This window comes from Achromobacter sp. ACM05 (assembly GCF_019218915.1).
Lineage (GTDB): Bacteria > Pseudomonadota > Gammaproteobacteria > Burkholderiales > Burkholderiaceae_B > Achromobacter > Achromobacter animicus.
The window spans coordinates 353,767-370,365 of sequence record NZ_JAHUWQ010000004.1 but is presented as its reverse complement, the minus strand read 5'-3'; the positions used below and the strand labels follow the sequence as shown (position 1 = coordinate 370,365).

13 protein-coding genes are annotated in these 16,599 nt (G+C 66.8%); 5 read left to right on the top strand and 8 right to left on the bottom strand.

The genetic code is table 11. The annotated features are described in order from the left end of the window. Positions 1-176: 176 nt before the first annotated feature. Positions 177-1,226, top strand: coding sequence for a phosphoribosylformylglycinamidine cyclo-ligase (purM, locus tag KW836_RS23920; RefSeq protein ID WP_056320991.1), 1,050 nt, complete (start codon positions 177-179; stop codon positions 1,224-1,226). A gap of 113 nt (positions 1,227-1,339) precedes the next feature. Here the strand turns inward: purM and miaA are convergent, their stop codons facing one another. Further along, positions 1,340-2,299 (bottom strand): tRNA (adenosine(37)-N6)-dimethylallyltransferase MiaA, encoded by a 960-nt coding sequence (gene miaA / locus KW836_RS23915; RefSeq protein ID WP_218344959.1) that lies wholly within the window; start codon positions 2,297-2,299, stop codon positions 1,340-1,342. Position 2,300: 1 nt separating this feature from the next. Then, on the bottom strand, positions 2,301-4,340 hold the full coding sequence (mutL, locus tag KW836_RS23910) for a DNA mismatch repair endonuclease MutL (RefSeq protein WP_218344958.1): 2,040 nt from the start codon (positions 4,338-4,340) through the stop codon (positions 2,301-2,303). A 99-nt stretch (positions 4,341-4,439) separates the two neighbouring features. Here mutL and KW836_RS23905 point away from each other — a divergent pair, with 99 nt between their 5' ends. Further along, a complete protein-coding gene (locus tag KW836_RS23905) occupies positions 4,440-5,078 on the top strand; it encodes a VTT domain-containing protein (RefSeq protein ID WP_175123266.1) in 639 nt (212 codons plus the stop codon). Positions 5,079-5,176: 98 nt separating this feature from the next. Here the strand turns inward: KW836_RS23905 and KW836_RS23900 are convergent, their stop codons facing one another. Together KW836_RS23900 and tsaE are read right to left on the bottom strand one after the other, a co-directional pair. Next, the gene (locus tag KW836_RS23900) at positions 5,177-6,559 is read right to left on the bottom strand and encodes an N-acetylmuramoyl-L-alanine amidase (protein WP_175138848.1); all 1,383 of its coding nucleotides are present in this window, start codon (positions 6,557-6,559) and stop codon (positions 5,177-5,179) included. Further along, positions 6,487-7,026: a tRNA (adenosine(37)-N6)-threonylcarbamoyltransferase complex ATPase subunit type 1 TsaE gene (gene tsaE / locus KW836_RS23895; RefSeq protein ID WP_218344957.1), complete on the bottom strand. Its 540-nt coding sequence runs from the start codon at positions 7,024-7,026 to the stop codon at positions 6,487-6,489. The genes KW836_RS23900 and tsaE overlap by 73 nt, the downstream gene beginning before the upstream one ends. 162 nt (positions 7,027-7,188) lie before the next feature. Here tsaE and fumC point away from each other — a divergent pair, with 162 nt between their 5' ends. Further along, the gene (gene fumC, locus KW836_RS23890; protein WP_218344956.1) at positions 7,189-8,586 is read left to right on the top strand and encodes a class II fumarate hydratase; all 1,398 of its coding nucleotides are present in this window, start codon (positions 7,189-7,191) and stop codon (positions 8,584-8,586) included. A 79-nt stretch (positions 8,587-8,665) separates the two neighbouring features. Here the strand turns inward: fumC and KW836_RS23885 are convergent, their stop codons facing one another. Continuing rightward, complete coding sequence (locus KW836_RS23885) at positions 8,666-9,562, bottom strand: AEC family transporter (RefSeq protein ID WP_218344955.1); 897 nt, start codon at positions 9,560-9,562, stop codon at positions 8,666-8,668. 242 nt (positions 9,563-9,804) lie between these two features. Between KW836_RS23885 and KW836_RS23880 the strand changes: the two genes are divergently transcribed. Beyond that, positions 9,805-10,797 carry a tripartite tricarboxylate transporter substrate binding protein BugE gene (locus KW836_RS23880; protein WP_218344954.1) on the top strand — a complete coding sequence of 331 codons (993 nt, stop codon included), beginning with the start codon at positions 9,805-9,807 and terminating at the stop codon, positions 10,795-10,797. A 111-nt stretch (positions 10,798-10,908) separates the two neighbouring features. Here the strand turns inward: KW836_RS23880 and KW836_RS23875 are convergent, their stop codons facing one another. Continuing rightward, complete coding sequence (locus KW836_RS23875) at positions 10,909-11,829, bottom strand: LysR family transcriptional regulator (protein WP_218344953.1); 921 nt, start codon at positions 11,827-11,829, stop codon at positions 10,909-10,911. A 131-nt stretch (positions 11,830-11,960) separates the two neighbouring features. On the opposite strand from KW836_RS23875, the gene ggt reads away from it, so the two are divergent. After that, complete coding sequence (gene ggt / locus KW836_RS23870) at positions 11,961-13,724, top strand: gamma-glutamyltransferase (RefSeq protein WP_218344952.1); 1,764 nt, start codon at positions 11,961-11,963, stop codon at positions 13,722-13,724. 109 nt (positions 13,725-13,833) lie between these two features. Here the strand turns inward: ggt and KW836_RS23865 are convergent, their stop codons facing one another. Both KW836_RS23865 and KW836_RS23860 read right to left on the bottom strand, forming a co-directional pair. Beyond that, positions 13,834-15,225 carry an APC family permease gene (locus tag KW836_RS23865; RefSeq protein ID WP_218344951.1) on the bottom strand — a complete coding sequence of 464 codons (1,392 nt, stop codon included), beginning with the start codon at positions 15,223-15,225 and terminating at the stop codon, positions 13,834-13,836. Between the two features lie 239 nt (positions 15,226-15,464). Further along, complete coding sequence (locus KW836_RS23860) at positions 15,465-16,592, bottom strand: CaiB/BaiF CoA-transferase family protein (RefSeq protein WP_218344950.1); 1,128 nt, start codon at positions 16,590-16,592, stop codon at positions 15,465-15,467. Positions 16,593-16,599 lie beyond the last annotated feature (7 nt).

The window sequence follows — 16,599 nt, the reverse complement described above, 5'->3', positions numbered from 1 at the left end:
AAAATCAATACCGGCCAACCCTACACTTTAAACCACCTGGGGCGCTGATGTCGCGTCGGAACGCACGGCCTGGCGTGGGTTTGCGCCTTACGCGCCTGTCCGTGCCCGCGTCATCGTAAAATGCAGGGCGTTCCACCAAAATCCCAGCAATTGTTACATACCCCACGGCATTTCTCATGACGAACCAACCTAAAGCCCCCCTGACCTACCGCGACGCCGGTGTCGACATCGACGCAGGCGACGCCCTGGTCGACCGAATCAAACCCCTTGCCGCGCGCACCATGCGTCCCGGGGTGCTGGCCGGTATCGGCGGCTTTGGCGGCCTGTTCGAAGTGCCCAAGACCTACAAGGAGCCGGTGCTGGTTTCCGGCACCGACGGCGTGGGCACCAAGCTGCGCCTCGCGTTCGACTGGAACCGCCACGACACGGTCGGCATCGACCTGGTCGCCATGAGCGTCAACGACATCCTGGTGCAGGGCGCCGAGCCGCTGTTCTTCCTGGACTACTTCGGCTGCGGCAAGCTGTCGGTGGACACGGCGGCGGCGGTGGTGGGCGGCATCGCCAAGGGCTGCGAACTGTCGGGCTGCGCCCTGATCGGCGGCGAAACCGCCGAAATGCCGGGCATGTACCCGGACGGCGAATACGATCTGGCCGGCTTCGCGGTGGGCGCGGTGGAAAAGTCCAAGATCATCGACGGCAAGTCCATCAAGGCGGGTGACGTGGTCCTGGGCCTGGCGTCCAGCGGCGCGCACTCCAACGGCTACTCGCTGCTGCGCAAGATCCTGGAACGCGCCGGCGCCAAGCCGGACGACGATTTCCACGGCCAGAAGATGGTGGACGTGGTCATGGCCCCGACCCGCATCTACGTGAAGCAGGTGCTGGCTGCGCTGGCCAAGCACGGCACCGACATCAAGGGCCTGGCCCACATCACGGGCGGCGGCCTGCTGGACAACGTGCCGCGCATCCTGCAGGACGGTCTGGCCGCCAAGCTGCACCGCGACGCCTGGGAAATGCCCAAGTTGTTCCAGTGGCTGCAGGAGCAGGGCGGCGTCGAAGACACCGAGATGTACCGCGTTTTCAACTGCGGCATCGGCATGGTGCTGGTGGTGGACCCGGCCCAGGCCGACGCCATCGCCGCCACGCTGCGCGAGCAGGGCGAGACGGTCAGCAAGCTGGGCGAGATCGTTCCCCAGGAAGCCGGCATGGCGCAGACCTTCGTGGTGTGATGCCGCGGCGATAGCGCTGAAATGAAATGACCGCCGTGATGGCGGTCATTTTTTTTGTGGCGCGAGCGGTCGCCTGGGCGCCACGCTCTCGAATCAGGAAGTGTTGCCGCCCGTCAGTCCGCCAGCGCCACCGCCACGGCGTCGATCGTCTGCGCGACGGCGTCGGCGGCCAGGCAGTCCACGATCACACGCTCCGGCTGCGCGCGCAGCCAGGTGATCTGACGCTTGGCCAGTTGCCGCGTCGCCGCGATGCCCTGTTCGCGGGCGGTATCCAGGTCGATCTCGCCGTCCAGGTGCGCCCACATCTGCCGGTAGCCCACGCACCGCACGGACGGCAGGCCGGGATGCAGGTCGGCGCGGGCGTGCAGGCCGCGCACCTCGTCAAGGAGGCCTTGCCGCAGCATGGCGTCAAAGCGCTGTTCGATGCGCGCGTGCAGCGCGGCGCGGTCCGAGGGTTCCAGGCTGATGGTCAGATACCGGTTGGCGTCGTCGTCCGGCTTGCGCTCGGCCCGCTGCAGCAGCGCCGACATCGGCTGGCCGGACAACTGGCAGATTTCCAGGGCGCGCTGGATGCGCTGGCTGTCGTTGGGCGCGAGGCGCGCGGCGGTGATGGGGTCCAGCACCGCCAGCTCGGCATGCAGGGCGGGCCAGCCAAGGCGGGCGGCGCGCGCTTCCAGTTCGGCGCGCAGAGCAGGATCGGCCTGCGGTAGATCGTCCAGGCCGTCGCGCAGCGCCTTGTAGTACATCATCGTGCCGCCCGCCAATAGCGGAATGCGGCCGCGCGCACGGATCTCGCTGATCAGGCGCAGCGCGTCGGCGCGGAATTCCGCGGCCGAATACGACTGGGCAGGATCCAGGATGTCCAGCAGATGCTGCGGCACGCGGGCCTGCTCTTCTGCAGACGGCTTGGCGGTGCCGATGTCCATGCCGCGGTAGATCGTGGCCGAATCCACGTTGACGATTTCGAGCGGCCAGCGTTCGGCGAGCGCCAGCGTGGACGCGCTCTTGCCGGCCGCGGTGGGGCCGGCAAGGCAGATGACCGGGAGCGATGCGGGAGATTGGGAAGACGACAAGCTATTGTCCGCGCAGAAAGAGCTTGTCGAGGTCCGACATGGACCACTGCACCCAGGTGGGCCGCCCGTGATTGCACTGGTCGGCCCGTTCCGTGGTTTCCATCTGGCGCAGCAAGCCGTTCATCTCTTCAAGCGTGAGCTTGCGGTTGGCGCGCACGGACCCGTGGCAGGCCATGGTCGAGAGCAGTTCGTTGCGCTGTTCGGTGAGCAGTCGCGACACGCCGACGGCGCCCAGGTCGCGCAGCACCGCGCGGGCCAGGGTTTCGATGTCGCCGCGCGCCAGGATGGCCGGCACCGACCGCACGGCGATGGACGTGGGGCCTGACGGGCGCATCTCGAAACCCAGATCGTTCAACTGTTCTTCGAACTCCTCGACCAGCGCCACGTCCTTTTCCTGCGCGTGAAACACCACGGGCACCAGCAGGTCCTGGCGCGGCAGGCTGCGCGCGTCCAGGGCCTGCTTGAGCTGCTCGTAGACTACGCGCTCATGCGCGGCGTGCATGTCCACCAGCACCATGCCGCGGCGGTTCTGCGCAAGGATGTAGACGCCGTGCAGTTGCGCCACCGCCATGCCCAGCGGGTGTTCTTCGTCGGCCGGTAACGCGGCTGACGCGGGCGCCGGTTCGCGCAGGGGCGCGGTGCGGGCTGCGGTGTCGTCAGTCAGCGGGCGATAAAGCGATTGCCAGTCGGCAGCGGGGATCCCGGCCGGTTCGGCGTGCAGGCGGAAGGGGACCTGGGTGTGCGGGCGCTGGGGGGCGGGCGAGGGGCGCAGGTCGTAGGCGGCGCCGTTGCCGTGGCCGCTCGCGCCAGGGTAAGCGCCGGCATTCGAGCCACCAGCCGCGGCGCCGTTCAAGCCGCCATTGCCGCCAATCGTGCTGCCGTAGCCGCCCTTCACGCCACCGTAGCCCGGGCGCGGAGATTCCGTCGTGGACGGCGTGGCCGGCCGGTAAGCCGGTGCGGCGGAGTCGGTCGAGGCCGCGTCGCCCGCCGGGCGCGCTACGGTTTCAAATTCGGCATCTTCAGCGTGCCCCGCAGGCGCAACGGCCGACGAGCCGCCCATCTGGGCCAGCGTCTGGCTGACCGCGTGCGAGACAAAGCGGTGCACGGCGCCGCTGTCGCGGAAACGGACCTCGTGCTTGGCCGGGTGGACGTTCACGTCCACGGCGGCGGGGTCGATGTCCAGGAACAGCACGTACGCGGGCTGACGGTCGCCGTGCAGCACGTCGGCATAGGCCGAGCGCAGCGCGTGGCTGACGGTGCGGTCCCGCACGTAGCGGCCGTTCACGTAGAGGTATTGGCGGTCGGCGCGGGCGCGGGCGGCGGTCGGCCGGGTAATCATGCCGGCCAGACTGACCGTGCCGACCGAATGCGACAGCAGCAGGCCGTGCTCGGCGAATTCGGCGCCCAGCACGTCGCGGATGCGCTGCGGCGGATCAGCCGGCAGCCACTGGCGCTGCGCGCGGTCGTGGTGGAACAGGCGGAAGGCGATCTGCGGATGCGCCAGCGCGATGCGCTCCATGGCGTCGACGCAATGGCCGAATTCGGTAGCTTCGGAGCGCAGGAACTTGCGGCGGGCCGGCACGGCGTCGAACAGCTGGCGCACGTCGACCGTGGTGCCGGGCGGGCCGGACGCGGGGCCGACCTGCATGCTGCCCGCGTCGATCTGCCAGGCGTGATCGCCGTCGCGGGTGCGGGAAATGATGGACACCTGGGCCACGGACGCAATGGACGCCAGCGCTTCGCCGCGAAACCCCATGGAAGCGACCGATTCCAGCTCGTTCAGCGAGCGGATCTTGCTGGTGGCGTGGCGGGCCAGCGCCAGGGGCAGTTCCTCGGGCGGAATGCCGCCGCCATCGTCCGTGACGGCGATACGCCGGATGCCGCCGCCTTCGAGGCGGACCTCGATGGCGCGCCCGCCCGCGTCGATGGCGTTTTCAAGGATTTCCTTGAGCACGGACGCGGGGCGCTCGATGACCTCGCCAGCGGCGATCTGGCTGATCAGCAGGTCGGGAAGCGCAAGGATGGAACGACGTTCGGTCATGAGGCCCAGATCTTATGTAGCAGTGCGGACGATTTTAGCGTCATGCCCCGGTCGGCTATAGTCGCTGACAAATTCCACTCGGATATCAGGGCCGCTTCAATGCTTGAGTTTTTCAATATGGTGCTTCACATCGACCAGACGCTTGGCCTTTGGGTCGAGCAGTACGGCGTGTGGGTGTACCTGGTGCTGTTTCTCATCGTCTTTGCGGAGACGGGGCTGGTCGTGCTGCCCTTCCTGCCGGGCGACTCGCTGCTGTTCATTGCCGGGGCCTTCGGCGCGACAGGGCATATCGACCCCGTTTTGATGTCGGTGTTGCTCATCGTCGCCGCCGTGACCGGCAACTCGCTGAATTACGCCATCGGCCGTTACATCGGGCCGCGGGTGTTCTCGATGAACCTGCGCTTTCTGGACCGGGGCGCGCTGATGCGCACGCACGCGTTCTACGAAAAGCACGGCGGCAAGACGATCGTGATGTCGCGCTTCATTCCGGTGGTGCGCACCTTCGCGCCCTTCGTGGCGGGCGTGGCCGAGATGTCGATGGCGCGCTTCCAGCTGTTCAACATCATGGGCGCGCTGTTGTGGGTGATCAGCCTGGTGGCGGCGGGTTACTTCTTTGGCAACATCCCGATCATCCGCGATCATCTGAACACCATCGTGCTGGTGGGCCTGGCGGCGGCGGTCGTGCCGGTAGTGGGGGCCGGTGTCCTCAAGCTGGTGCGCGCGCGCCGCACGCAATAGCGTCCGCGCTGCGCAAACAAAAAGGCTATGCGCCGGAAGGTGCATAGCCTTTTTTTCGTGGCCCCTGAAATGGGGCCGAGCGCGGGGCCGAATCCCGGCTAGCTCAGATCGCCCAAACGGGCCAGCGGCGGATTGGCCGTGAAGTAGCGCTGGATGCCGGTCATCATGGCCTGCGCCAGCTTGTCCTGGTGCGAGGAGCTGCGCAGCAGCGCTTCTTCTTGCGGATTGCTGATGAAGGCGGTTTCGACCAGCACCGACGGGATGTCCGGCGCCTTCAGCACGGCAAAGCCGGCCTGCTCGACGCTGTTCTTGTGCAGGCGGTTGATCTTCTTGATCTCGTCCAGGAAGGCGTTGCCAACCTTGAGCGAGTCATTGATCTGGGCCGTGGTGGACAGGTCCAGCAGCACTTTCGCGACTTGGCGATCGTGGCTGCCCAGGTTGACTCCGCCGATCAGGTCGGCCGCGTTTTCCTTGTCGGCCATCCAACGGGCCTGCGCGCTGGTGGCGCCGCGCTGGGACAGCGCAAACACCGACGAGCCGTTGGCCGAGGGCTTGACCCAGGCGTCCGCGTGGATCGAGATGAACAGGTCCGCATGCACGCGGCGCGCCTTTTGCACGCGCACGTGCAGGGGCACGAAGTAATCGTCGTCGCGCGTCAGGTAGGCGCGCATGTAGGGTTGGCTGTCGATCAGCGCCTTCAGGCGCCGCGCAATGCGCAGGACCACGTCTTTTTCGCGCAGCCCGGATTTGCCGATGGCGCCCGGGTCTTCGCCGCCGTGCCCGGGATCCAGCGCGATGGTCAGCATGCGCGGCTTGCCGCGGCTGGCGGTGGCGGGGGGCTTGGGCGGGGTGGGCAGGGCGGGCGCCGGCTGCTGGCCGCGCACGCGCGGCGGCTCGGGCGGATCCGCGCGGGTCACCGGGTTGCGCTGGATGTCTTCAAGGATGCGCGCCAGCGGATCGTCCACGTCGGGACCGCTGGATTTGTTCAGGATCGCGATCAGCGGATCCTGCGCGATCTTGGGATACAGGTCGAGCACCAGGCGGTACTGGTAATCGGCCACCGGCTTGAGCGTGAACACCTGCGGCGCCACGGGCTGCTTCAGGTCGAACACCAGCCGCACCACGTTCGGACGGTTCTGCGCCACGCGCAGGCTCTGGATGTAGGGGTCGTCGGGCCGGACCTTTGAAACCAGGTCGTTTAGTGCCGCGCTGAGGGTCAGTCCCTCGATATCGACCACCAGGCGGTGGGGATTTTCAAGGGTGAATTGTTCGGCCTTGAGTTCGCTGTCGAGTTCCAGCGTGACCCGGGTGTATTCGTCTGCCGGCCAGGTCCGGACAGCCAGGATCGTTGCAGCCTGCGCCAGCCTTGGCACGACCGGCAGGACGAGCAGGGTGGCGGCGACGCTGATCAGGCGTCGGCGGGTGGCGCCTGCCGAGGGGAGGGCGCCGTCAGGGGCGGGGGGACAATCGCGTTCAACCATGTTTGTCCTCGAGCGGTGTACGCGGTCAGGCTGGCGTCACGTCCGTCGCCTGCATAGTCCAGGCAGATCAGCAGGTCGGGCGGGGGCAAAAGACCCTCCGCCCGCTCCGGCCATTCGATCAAAACGACTGCTTCGTCACGCAGTAAATCCCGGAATCCTGCGTCCAACCATTCGCGCGAATCACTAAATCTATAAAAATCAAGGTGATAGAAGTATAAGTTAGAAACTTTATAGGATTCAAGCAGCGCGTAGCTTGGACTCTTGATTCGGCCTGTGATGCCGCTTTCCCGCAACAATGCCCTGGAGAAGGCCGTCTTTCCTGCTCCGAGGTCCCCTCGAAGGTGAATACATGCGCCTGGCAGGCCGGTTTTGGCGCCGGTGACCATCGGGGCGAGCTGGCGCGCCAGCGCCTCGGTGGCGGCTTCGTCGGGCAGGTGCAGGGTCAGGGTGGCAAGGGAGGCGGACATGGCGCGGGAGCAGTGGTAAAAAACGAGGATCGGAGCACAGATGGGAGCAATTATAGGAATGCGGGTTTCTGCTAACCTATAACGATTGCTATTCTCAATAATGTCGCGACTTTGCGGCTTTTTGCCGCACGCGACTGACGCCGCCACGGAGTTGTACGCGCCATGAAGACCCGCATCGAAAAAGACACCTTTGGCCCCATCGAGGTGCCGGAAGACCACCTGTGGGGGGCGCAGACGCAGCGCTCCCTGCATTTCTTCGCGATTTCCACCGAGAAGATGCCGGAGCCGCTGGTCAATGCGATGGCAAGGCTCAAGCGCGCGGCGGCTAAGGTCAATGCCGACCTGGGCGAGCTGGACCCCAAGATCGCCGACGCGATCATGCGTGCCGCTGATGAAGTCGTCGCGGGCAAGTGGCCCAACGAGTTTCCGCTGTCCGTCTGGCAGACCGGTTCGGGCACGCAAAGCAACATGAACATGAACGAGGTGCTGGCCAACCGCGCCTCGGAATTGCTGGGCGGCGCGCGCGGCGAAGAGCGCAAGGTGCACCCGAACGACCACGTCAACCGCGGACAATCGTCGAACGACACCTTCCCGACCGCGATGCACGTGGCGGCCGCCGTGGAAGTCGAACACCGCCTGCTGCCGTCGCTGAAGGCCCTGCGCGCCACGCTGGCGGCCAAGAGCGCCAAGTTCTACGACATCGTCAAGATCGGCCGCACCCACCTGCAGGACGCCACGCCGCTGACGCTGGGCCAGGAACTGTCCGGCTACGTGGCGCAGTTGGATCTGGCCGAACAGCAGATCCGCGCCACGCTGCCCGGGCTGCACCAACTGGCCATCGGCGGCACGGCAGTGGGCACCGGCCTGAACGCCCATCCGCAATTCGGCCCCAAGGTGTCGGCCGAACTGGCCCACGCCACCGGCACGGCGTTTGTCTCGGCGCCCAACAAATTCCAGGCGCTGGCGTCGCACGAAGCGCTGCTGTTCGCGCACGGCGCGCTGAAGTCGCTGGCGGCGGGCCTCATGAAGATCGCCAATGACGTGCGCTGGCTGTCGAGCGGTCCGCGTTCGGGCCTGGGCGAGATCAGCATCCCCGAGAACGAGCCGGGCAGCTCGATCATGCCGGGCAAGGTCAATCCGACGCAGTGCGAAGCCATCACGATGCTGGCCGCTCAGGTCATGGGCAACGACGTGGCGATCAACATCGGCGGCGCCAGCGGCAATTTCGAGCTGAACGTCTACAAGCCGCTGGTGATCCACAACTTCCTGCAATCGGTGCGTCTGCTCACGGACGGCATGGCCAGCTTCGACCAGCATTGCGCCGCGGGCATCGAGCCCAACCACGAGCGCATCGCGGAACTGGTGGACCGTTCGCTGATGCTGGTGACCGCGCTGAATCCGCACATCGGCTACGACAAGGCCGCGCAGATCGCCAAGAAGGCGCACAAGGAAGGCCTGTCGCTGAAGGAATCGGCGCTGGCGCTGGGCTTTGTGACCGAAGCGCAGTTTGCCGAATGGGTTGTGCCGGGCTCGATGACGAACGCGCACAAGCCGTCGTAAACGTCACAAGCCGGCCCGCGCCGCCAGTCCCATGAAAATGGCCGCCCCGCAAAGGGCGGCCATTTTTCTTGTGAGCGGGCTAGCCGCCCGCCACGAGCAGCCACAACGGGATCGTGACCGCTGAAAACAACGTGCCCAGCGAGATCAGCACGGCGACCATGCGGCCGTCGCCGCCCATGCGCATCGCCAGCACATACGCCGCGGATGCCGTGGGCAGCGCCGCGAACAGCAGCAACATGCGCGCTTCGAGCGGGGGCAGGTCGAGCAGGTGCGCCACCAGCAGCGCCACCGCGGGCAGCGCGACAAGCTTGACCGTCAGCATCCAAGCGATCAGAGACCCATAACCCTTGCCGCCTTCCCAGGCCAGGCTGGCGCCCACGCAGATGATGCCCAGCGCAAGCGCCGCCGCGCCCAAGCGCGCGAACACCGTGTCGACGGGGCCGGGAAGCTGCAGTCCCGCCAGATTGCAGGCCAGGCCGAGCAGCGTGGAAATCACCAGCGGATTGCGCGCGAGTTCGCGCAGCAGGTTGCCGCCGCTGTGGCGCGCCAGGCCATAGACGGCGGCGACGTTGGCCATGGGCACTGCGAAGCCGACGATCAGCGCCATGACGGTCTGGCCCGGCGCGCCCGCCAGGCTGGCCGACAGCGCCAGGCCAATGTAGGTGTTGAAGCGGTACCCGCATTGCGCGGCGGAGGCGAGACCCAGCGACGAGGGGCGCAGCGCGAGGCCCGCCAGCCACGCCATCGCGACGCCGGCGGCAATGACCGACGCGGTGGCCTGCAGCAGCAGCGCCGCGTTGCCCGCCGTGATGGGTGTGCGCAGGATCGATTGGAACAGCAGCGCGGGGAACAGCACGAAGTAGACGAGACGTTCCGTGCCGGCGAAGAACTCGCGTGAGAAACCCAGTTTGTGACGTAGCGCCCAACCCAGCGCGACCAGCATGAAATCGGGGAGAACCAGGAGTGCAACAGACATGAGGGAGTGGTTTTTCGTCTGGCGCCGGGCGGCGTCGGGCGCGCTATGCGGGTGTAAGCATTTGCTGCTATTCTCCGTCATTCTGGCGGGCGCGTGTGCCACAAGCAACCTATAAATGCGGCGTAGACACGCTGCGCACAAGCAATGCGCCCGCACCGTTATCTGCTGGTCCGTCTACAGGCGGGCACAACACACAACGGTCCGTCTACACACGGGCTCGCAATCTTGGAGGAAACACAACTATGAATAAGGTCCGCTCCCTGGCAGTGGCCATCGCCCTTGCTACCGGTGCTGCCGGCACGTTGGGCGTTTCGGTCGCGCACGCCGCAGACAAGTACCCCAGCAAGGCCATCCGCGTGATCGTTCCGTTCGCGCCTGGCGGTTCCACGGACATCATTGCGCGCCTCGTGACGCAGCGCATGAGCCAGGAACTCGGCCAGCCGATGGTCGTTGAAAACAAGGGCGGCGCCGGCGGCGCCATCGGTGCGGCCGAAGCCGCGCGCGCACCGGCCGACGGCTACACGCTGTCCATCGCCACCGTCTCCACGATGGCTGTGAACCCCGCCTGCCGTCCGAAGGACCTGCCGTACGATCCGATCAAGGACTTCCAGCCGGTCACCAACTTCGCCAACACCGCCAACGTCGTGGCCGTGAACCCCAAGTTCCCCGCCAAGGACTTCAAGGGCTTCATCGAAGAGCTGAAGAAGAACCCGGGCAAGTATTCGTACGGCAGCTCGGGCACCTGCGGCGTGCTGCACCTGATGGGCGAATCGTTCAAGATGGCCACCGGCACCGACATCGTGCACGTGCCCTACAAGGGTTCGGGCCCGGCGCTGGCTGACGCCGTCGGCGGCCAGATCGAAATCCTGTTCGACAACCTGCCGTCCTCGATGCCGCAGATCCAGGCCGGCAAGCTGAACGCCATGGCCATCGCCTGGCCCGAGCAGATCGGCACGATGAAGGGCGTGCCGACCTTCAAGGACGCCGGCTTCCCGGTGCTGAACCAGCCCGTCTGGTATGGCCTGCTGGCGCCCAAGGGCACGCCGATGGAAGTCGTGAACAAGCTGCGTGACGCCGCCGTCGTGGCCCTGAAGGACCCGAAGGTCATCAAGGCGCTGGACGAGCAAGGCTCGGCGCCGTCGGGCAACACGCCGGAAGAGTTCGCCAAGGAAATCCAGGAACAGTTCAACTGGGCCCAGGACGTCGTGAAGAAGCAGAACATCAAGCTGGACTGATGCTGCGCGGGGCGGCCTGGGTTGCCCCAATCGACACCGCAACGGGCGCCTTCGGGCGCCCGTTGTGCGTTTTGCTTTGTGCGTTGTGCTTTGCCGGCCGCGCGCGGTTGGTCAGACGGGCGCGTCCAGCCCTTCGAGCAGCGCGGCGCACGCCGTGCGCAGACGTTCGATCAGGTCTCGGTGCAACGCCGACAGCGGATCCTGGTTGCGCGTCATGATGCTGATCGGCACGCGCAGCGCCGGTTCCAGACGGCGCAGGGTCATGCCGGGACGCAGCATGGCGCGCGCGGTGATGGCGTCGACAATGGCGTCGCCGCAGCCTGCATCGACCAGCGCGCAGGCCACGTAATGGGTCTGCACCTGGATGGCGACCTGCGGCGCCAGGCCCTGCGCGTCCAGCGCCAGTTGCAGCAGGGCGCCCGATGCGTCGCCTGCGTCCAGCACGATGAGCGTGTCGCCGGATGCTGTGGCGTCCGCGGTTTCAGACAATTCCGACAGTCTTAGCGGCCCATTCCCGGGCTTGCGGCTCAGGTGCACGAGTTCCGTGTGCCCCAGCCCCATGCGCGTCAGGCCGGGATAATCGTTCGTGTCGAACGTGATCGCCAGATCGAGCTCCCGCGTCAGCAGCCCTTGCACGAGTTCGGCGCTGTGGTGCGTGTGGATGTCGAAGGTGATGCCGGGTTGCGCGTTGCGGCTGTCGCGCACCACGCCGGGCAACAGGCCAAGTCCAAGCGCGGGCGCGCAGCCCAGGCGTAGATGGCCGTGAGGCCGGTCGCGCAGGTTGGTCGCCAGCCTGCGCACGCTGTTCAGGTCCTGGCTCAGGCGCGCGATCTCGGGGGTGAGGATCTCGGCCTCGCGCGTGGCGACCAGCCGGCCCTTCACGCGGTCGAACAGCTTGAAGCCCAGCTGGCTTTCGGCATGCGCCAGCAGTTTGCTCGCGGCAGGCTGGGAAATGTGCAGCGCGGCGGCGGCTTCGGTCAGGGATCCGGTGCGGCGGATCGCTTCGAATATCTCGATGTGGCGCAGGCGCATGGCGCGGAAAGGGGGGGGTGATCCGAAACCGCGATTCTAAGCCGGATGGCGCGCCGCGCGCCGTGTACCGCGCGCCGCCCTTTGACTATCATGGACGCCAGCCGGATGTCCGGCGACCACCGGAGCCATCCATGCGCCTACGCCGCCACGCCGCCCTGCTGCTCGCCGCCGCGATAACCGGCCTGCCATTTGTTTCCGCCAGCTGGGCGCGCACGCCGCCCGCGGCCGAAGACATCAATCCCGAGGCCGCCAGCGGCGTCCAGGCGCGCCAGCTGGTGCGCGCGCCGCATTTCATGATGGTGTCGGCCAACCCGCTGGCCAGCCGCGCGGGCGAAGCGATGCTGCGGCGCGGCGGCAGCGTGGTGGACGCCGCCATTGCCACGCAGCTCGTGCTGAATCTGGTCGAGCCGCAATCGTCGGGCATCGGCGGGGGCGCGTTCATGGTGCTGTACTCCGCGGCGGACGGCCAGATCCGCACCATCGACAGCCGCGAGACCGCGCCCGCGGCCGCGCGGCCTGATCGTTTCCTGGATGCCGAGGGCAAACCGCTGCCTTTTGCGCAGGCCGTCAACAACGGCATGTCGGTGGCGGTGCCCGGCCTGTTGCGCGGTCTGGAACTGGCGCACAAGACGCACGGCAAGCTGCCCTGGGCCGACCTGTTCCAGCCGGCCATTGAATTGGCGGAAGCGGGCTTTGCGGTGTCGCCGCGCCTGCATTCGCTGCTGGCCGGCAACAAGGCGCTGCCGCAGCAGGCTGCGGCGGCCGCGTATTTCTATGCGCCGGACGGGACGCCCTGGCCCGTGGGCCACGTGCTGAAGAACCCGGAATTTGCACGCACGCTGCGCGCGGTGGCAACGCAAGGCGCCGACGCGTTCTACCAAGGAGATATCGCGCGCGACATCGTGGCCGCGGTGCAGAAGCATGAGAAGCCGGGCGACCTTACCCTTGCGGATCTTGCAGACTATCGCGCCAAGACGCGCGATCCCGTGTGCGGCGCGTACCGCGGCTACCAGCTCTGCGGCATGGGTCCGCCCAGCAGCGGTCCCATCGCCGTCCTGCAGATGCTGGGCGAGCTGGAGCAGTTTCCGCTGAGCCGCTACGCGCCGGGCACGGCGCAGGCGGTGCATTATTTTTCGGAAGCCGGCCGGCTGGCCTTCGCCGACCGCGATTTCTACGTGGCCGACCCGGACTTCGTGCGCGTCCCGGTACGCGGCTTGCTGGACCCCGCCTACCTGCGCGCGCGCGGCGCGCTGATCCAGCCGGATCGCAGCATGAAGGTCGCGCTGCCCGGTGACCCCGAAGGCAAGCTGCTGTCGCTGGGCAAGGACAACGCGCTGGAACTGCCGTCCACCAGCCACCTCGTGGCCGTCGACGCGCAAGGCAACGCGCTCACCATGACGACGACCATCGAAAGCGAATTCGGCAGCAAGATCTTCGTGCGGGGCTTTCTGCTGAACAACGAGATGACCGATTTTTCGTCGTCGTTCAAGGACCCCGAAGGCCGGCTCGTCGCCAACCGCATCGAGCCGGGCAAGCGCCCGCGCAGCTCGATGGCGCCGATGATGGTGCTACGCGATGGCAAGCCTTACGTGCTGGTGGGCTCGCCGGGCGGCAGCGCAATCATCAACTACGTCGCCAAGACGCTCGTGGGCGTGCTGGACTGGAATCTCGATATTCAGTCGGCAATCGACCTGCCCAACTTCGGCAGCCGCAACAAGGAAACCGAACTGGAGAAGGGCACGGCGCTGGAAGCATTGGCGCCGGAACTGGAGCGCATGGGGCACCCGGTGCGCATCACCGAGTTTCCCAGCGGCATCCACGGCATCGTCATCGACGCGAAGGGCCTGCAAGGCGGCGCGGACCCGCGCCGCGAAGGGCTGGCGGTGGGCGGCTGACGCCGCGCTGCGGCGCCAGGCCCGGCGGGGGCGTCCTCGCTGAGACGCCGCGGCCAATACGTGAGTCTGAGGCGCCCAGCTGAGGGCGCCTCAGCCGTGGCGCCACGCATCACTCCAGCGCCGAGGGATCCAGCTCCATCTTGGCCTCGCGGCGCCGCGCCAGCCAGGTGACGAACCACATCACCACGCCCAGCAGCAGCAGCCAGCCAGCGACCTGATACTGGATCACGTCACGGCCCGTCAGCGGCGTAACCAGGAACAGGCAGGCGGCGGCGCCCAGCCACGGGACGATGCGGTTGATGGAAAAGTGCTTGTGCTTGACCTTGTCACGCCGCAGCACCAGCACCGCGACGTTCACGAACGCGAACACGCCCAGCAGCAGCAACGCGGTGGTGCCGCCCAGCGCGCGGATCGCCTGCGAGTCGGTCAGCGAGACCAGGATGATGAGGCCGAAGGCCAGCGCCGTCGTGAACAGGATGGCCGTCCACGGCGTCTGGTTCTTGCGGTGCACGTGCGCCAGGAACGACGGCAGCACGCCCTGGCGCGACATGCCGTACAACAGGCGGCTGGCCATCATCATGTTGATCAGCGCCGAGTTCGCCACGGCGAACATCGAGATGATCGGCATGATGTACTCCACGGGCAGATCCGGCGCGGCGCGCTTGACCACCAGCACCAGCGGCGTGCTGCTCTTGGCCAGTTCGCCCACCGGCACCAGCGCAACGGCGCAGATGGACACCAGCACATAGATGAGTGCCGTGATGCCCAGGCCGGTCAGCATGACCCTCGGGAAGATGCGGCTGGGATCGTGCGTTTCCTCGGCCATGTTGACCGAATCCTCGAAGCCGACCATGGCGAAGAACGCGAGCGCGGTGGCCGAGGTCACGGCCAGGAACACGCTCTTGTCCTCGGGCGTGTCGAACGCGACGACGCGCGAGAAGTCCGCCTGGCCGCCGGAGATGGCGTAAAAGCCCAGCAGGATGACCATCAGCAGACCCGACAGCTCGATCAGCGTAAGCACGACGTTGGCCCGGACGCTTTCAGTCGCGCCACGAAAGTTGACCAGCATGACCAGCGTCATGAAGCCCAGCGCGCCAAGCGTGATCCAGTGCTTTTCGGCCTCGATGCCCATCGCGGCGAACAGGTTGGCGGCGAAGGCCTGCGAGGCGGTGGCGGCCGACGTCAGGCCGGAACACATGACGGTGAAGCAGACGATGAACGTCAGGAAGTGCACGCCGAACGCCTTGTGGACGTAGAGCGCGGCGCCGGCGGCGCGCGGGTACTTGGTGACCAATTCAAGGTAGGACAGCGCGGTCAGCAGGGCCACCCCGAAGGCGACCAGGAACGGCAGCCAGGCCGCGCCGCCGACTTCAGCGGCCACTTGCCCTGTCAGTGCGTAGACGCCGGTGCCCAGGATGTCGCCAACAATGAATAGCAGGAGCAGCTTCGGGCCCATCACCCGTTTCAGCTGGCCGTGGTCTTGTGAGTCTGTCGTGGCCATAGTCTTTTATTTCCTCTTATGTGGCTCGCCTTTTTATGTGGCTCGGGAAAGCGTGCAGATGCGACGCAAAATGCAAAAAAAGTCTACGGCGGCAATAGGGCGGTGTGCTGAAACCAAATGTCTAAGTTGTTGCGCGCGGGGATAGCGGCCCATTTCGGACGGTGTCTGACACCTGGCCAAGCGGAAACGCTGCAGCAAAAAAAACCCGGCGGGCGCCGGGCGGGGTCATCGATGCGGGATCAGTCCTGCCCGGCTGGCGGCGCCAGGTCTGGCGGCAGCTTGCGCAGCGTGGCGGGCGTTCGCGACAGCTTGATGGGCGAGCCCACGCCTTTGTAATCGCCCTGTTCCAGCACCATGCCGCGATGCCGCGTATGCGGATGCGCGAGCGCCTGATCGACCGTCTGCACGGCGGCGGCAGGCACGCCGGCGCGCAGCAGTTGGTCGGCAAGCGCGGCGGCTTCGTGGCGGGCAAGCAGCGCAGAGAGATCGTCGCGCAGCGCCTGGCGATGGCGCAGGCGGTCTGCATTCGTGGCGTAGCGCGCATCCGCCGACAGCGCCGGCGCATCGAGCGTCTGCGCCAGCATCGCAAACTGGCGGTTGTTGCCCACGGCCAGAAAGATCGGCCCGCTTGCGGTTGGCAAGGTTTCGTACGGCGCGATGTTCGGGTGCGCGTTGCCGCTGCGCTGCGGCACCTTGCCGCTGTAGAAGTAATTCGGCGCATGCGGGTGCAGCAGCGACAGCGCGCAGTCATACAGCGTGATGTCCAGGAACTGCCCCAGCCCGCTGCGCGTGCGCTCGTTGAGCGCCAGCAGGATCGCCACCGCTGCGTTCAGCCCCGTCACCATGTCCACCACCGGCAGGCCCACGCGCGTCGCTTCGCCGTCCGCATCGCCGTTTACGCTCATCAGCCCGCACATCGCCTGCGCGCACGCGTCGTAGCCGGGCAAGCCGCCCAGCGGGCCGTCCGAGCCGAACCCGCTGACGCGGCAATGGATCAGCGCGGGGAAGGCCGCCTTCAGGTCTTCATAGCCCAGGCCCCACTTTTCCAACGTGCCGGGCTTGAAGTTCTCGACCAGCACGTCGGCGTCAGCCAGCAGGTGGCGCAGCAGTTCCTGCCCGGCGGGCTGCGACAGGTCCAGCGTCATGCCGTCTTTGTTGCGGTTCACGCCGACAAAGTACGAGGCCGTCTCGCCCAGAAAGGGCGGGCCCCAGCCGCGCGTCTCGTCGCCGCCGGGCGGCTCGATCTTCAGCACGTCGGCGCCGTGGTCGGCCAGGATCTGCGTGCAGTACGGACCGCCCAGCACGCGTGACAGATCGATCACCTTGCAGCCCGCAAGGGCGCCGGCATTGGGTAGGGTGTGAGCCATGGAATTC

Coding starts and splice junctions, on each gene's coding strand:
- purM (WP_056320991.1), top strand. CDS start 177: ATGACGAACCAACCTAAAGCCCCCCTGACCTACCGCGACGCCGGTGTC.
- mutL (WP_218344958.1), bottom strand. CDS start 4,340: ATGACCGAACGTCGTTCCATCCTTGCGCTTCCCGACCTGCTGATCAGC.
- KW836_RS23905 (WP_175123266.1), top strand. CDS start 4,440: ATGCTTGAGTTTTTCAATATGGTGCTTCACATCGACCAGACGCTTGGC.
- KW836_RS23900 (WP_175138848.1), bottom strand. CDS start 6,559: ATGGTTGAACGCGATTGTCCCCCCGCCCCTGACGGCGCCCTCCCCTCG.
- tsaE (WP_218344957.1), bottom strand. CDS start 7,026: ATGTCCGCCTCCCTTGCCACCCTGACCCTGCACCTGCCCGACGAAGCC.
- fumC (WP_218344956.1), top strand. CDS start 7,189: ATGAAGACCCGCATCGAAAAAGACACCTTTGGCCCCATCGAGGTGCCG.
- KW836_RS23885 (WP_218344955.1), bottom strand. CDS start 9,562: ATGTCTGTTGCACTCCTGGTTCTCCCCGATTTCATGCTGGTCGCGCTG.
- KW836_RS23880 (WP_218344954.1), top strand. CDS start 9,805: ATGAATAAGGTCCGCTCCCTGGCAGTGGCCATCGCCCTTGCTACCGGT.
- KW836_RS23875 (WP_218344953.1), bottom strand. CDS start 11,829: ATGCGCCTGCGCCACATCGAGATATTCGAAGCGATCCGCCGCACCGGA.
- ggt (WP_218344952.1), top strand. CDS start 11,961: ATGCGCCTACGCCGCCACGCCGCCCTGCTGCTCGCCGCCGCGATAACC.
- KW836_RS23865 (WP_218344951.1), bottom strand. CDS start 15,225: ATGGCCACGACAGACTCACAAGACCACGGCCAGCTGAAACGGGTGATG.
- KW836_RS23860 (WP_218344950.1), bottom strand. CDS start 16,592: ATGGCTCACACCCTACCCAATGCCGGCGCCCTTGCGGGCTGCAAGGTG.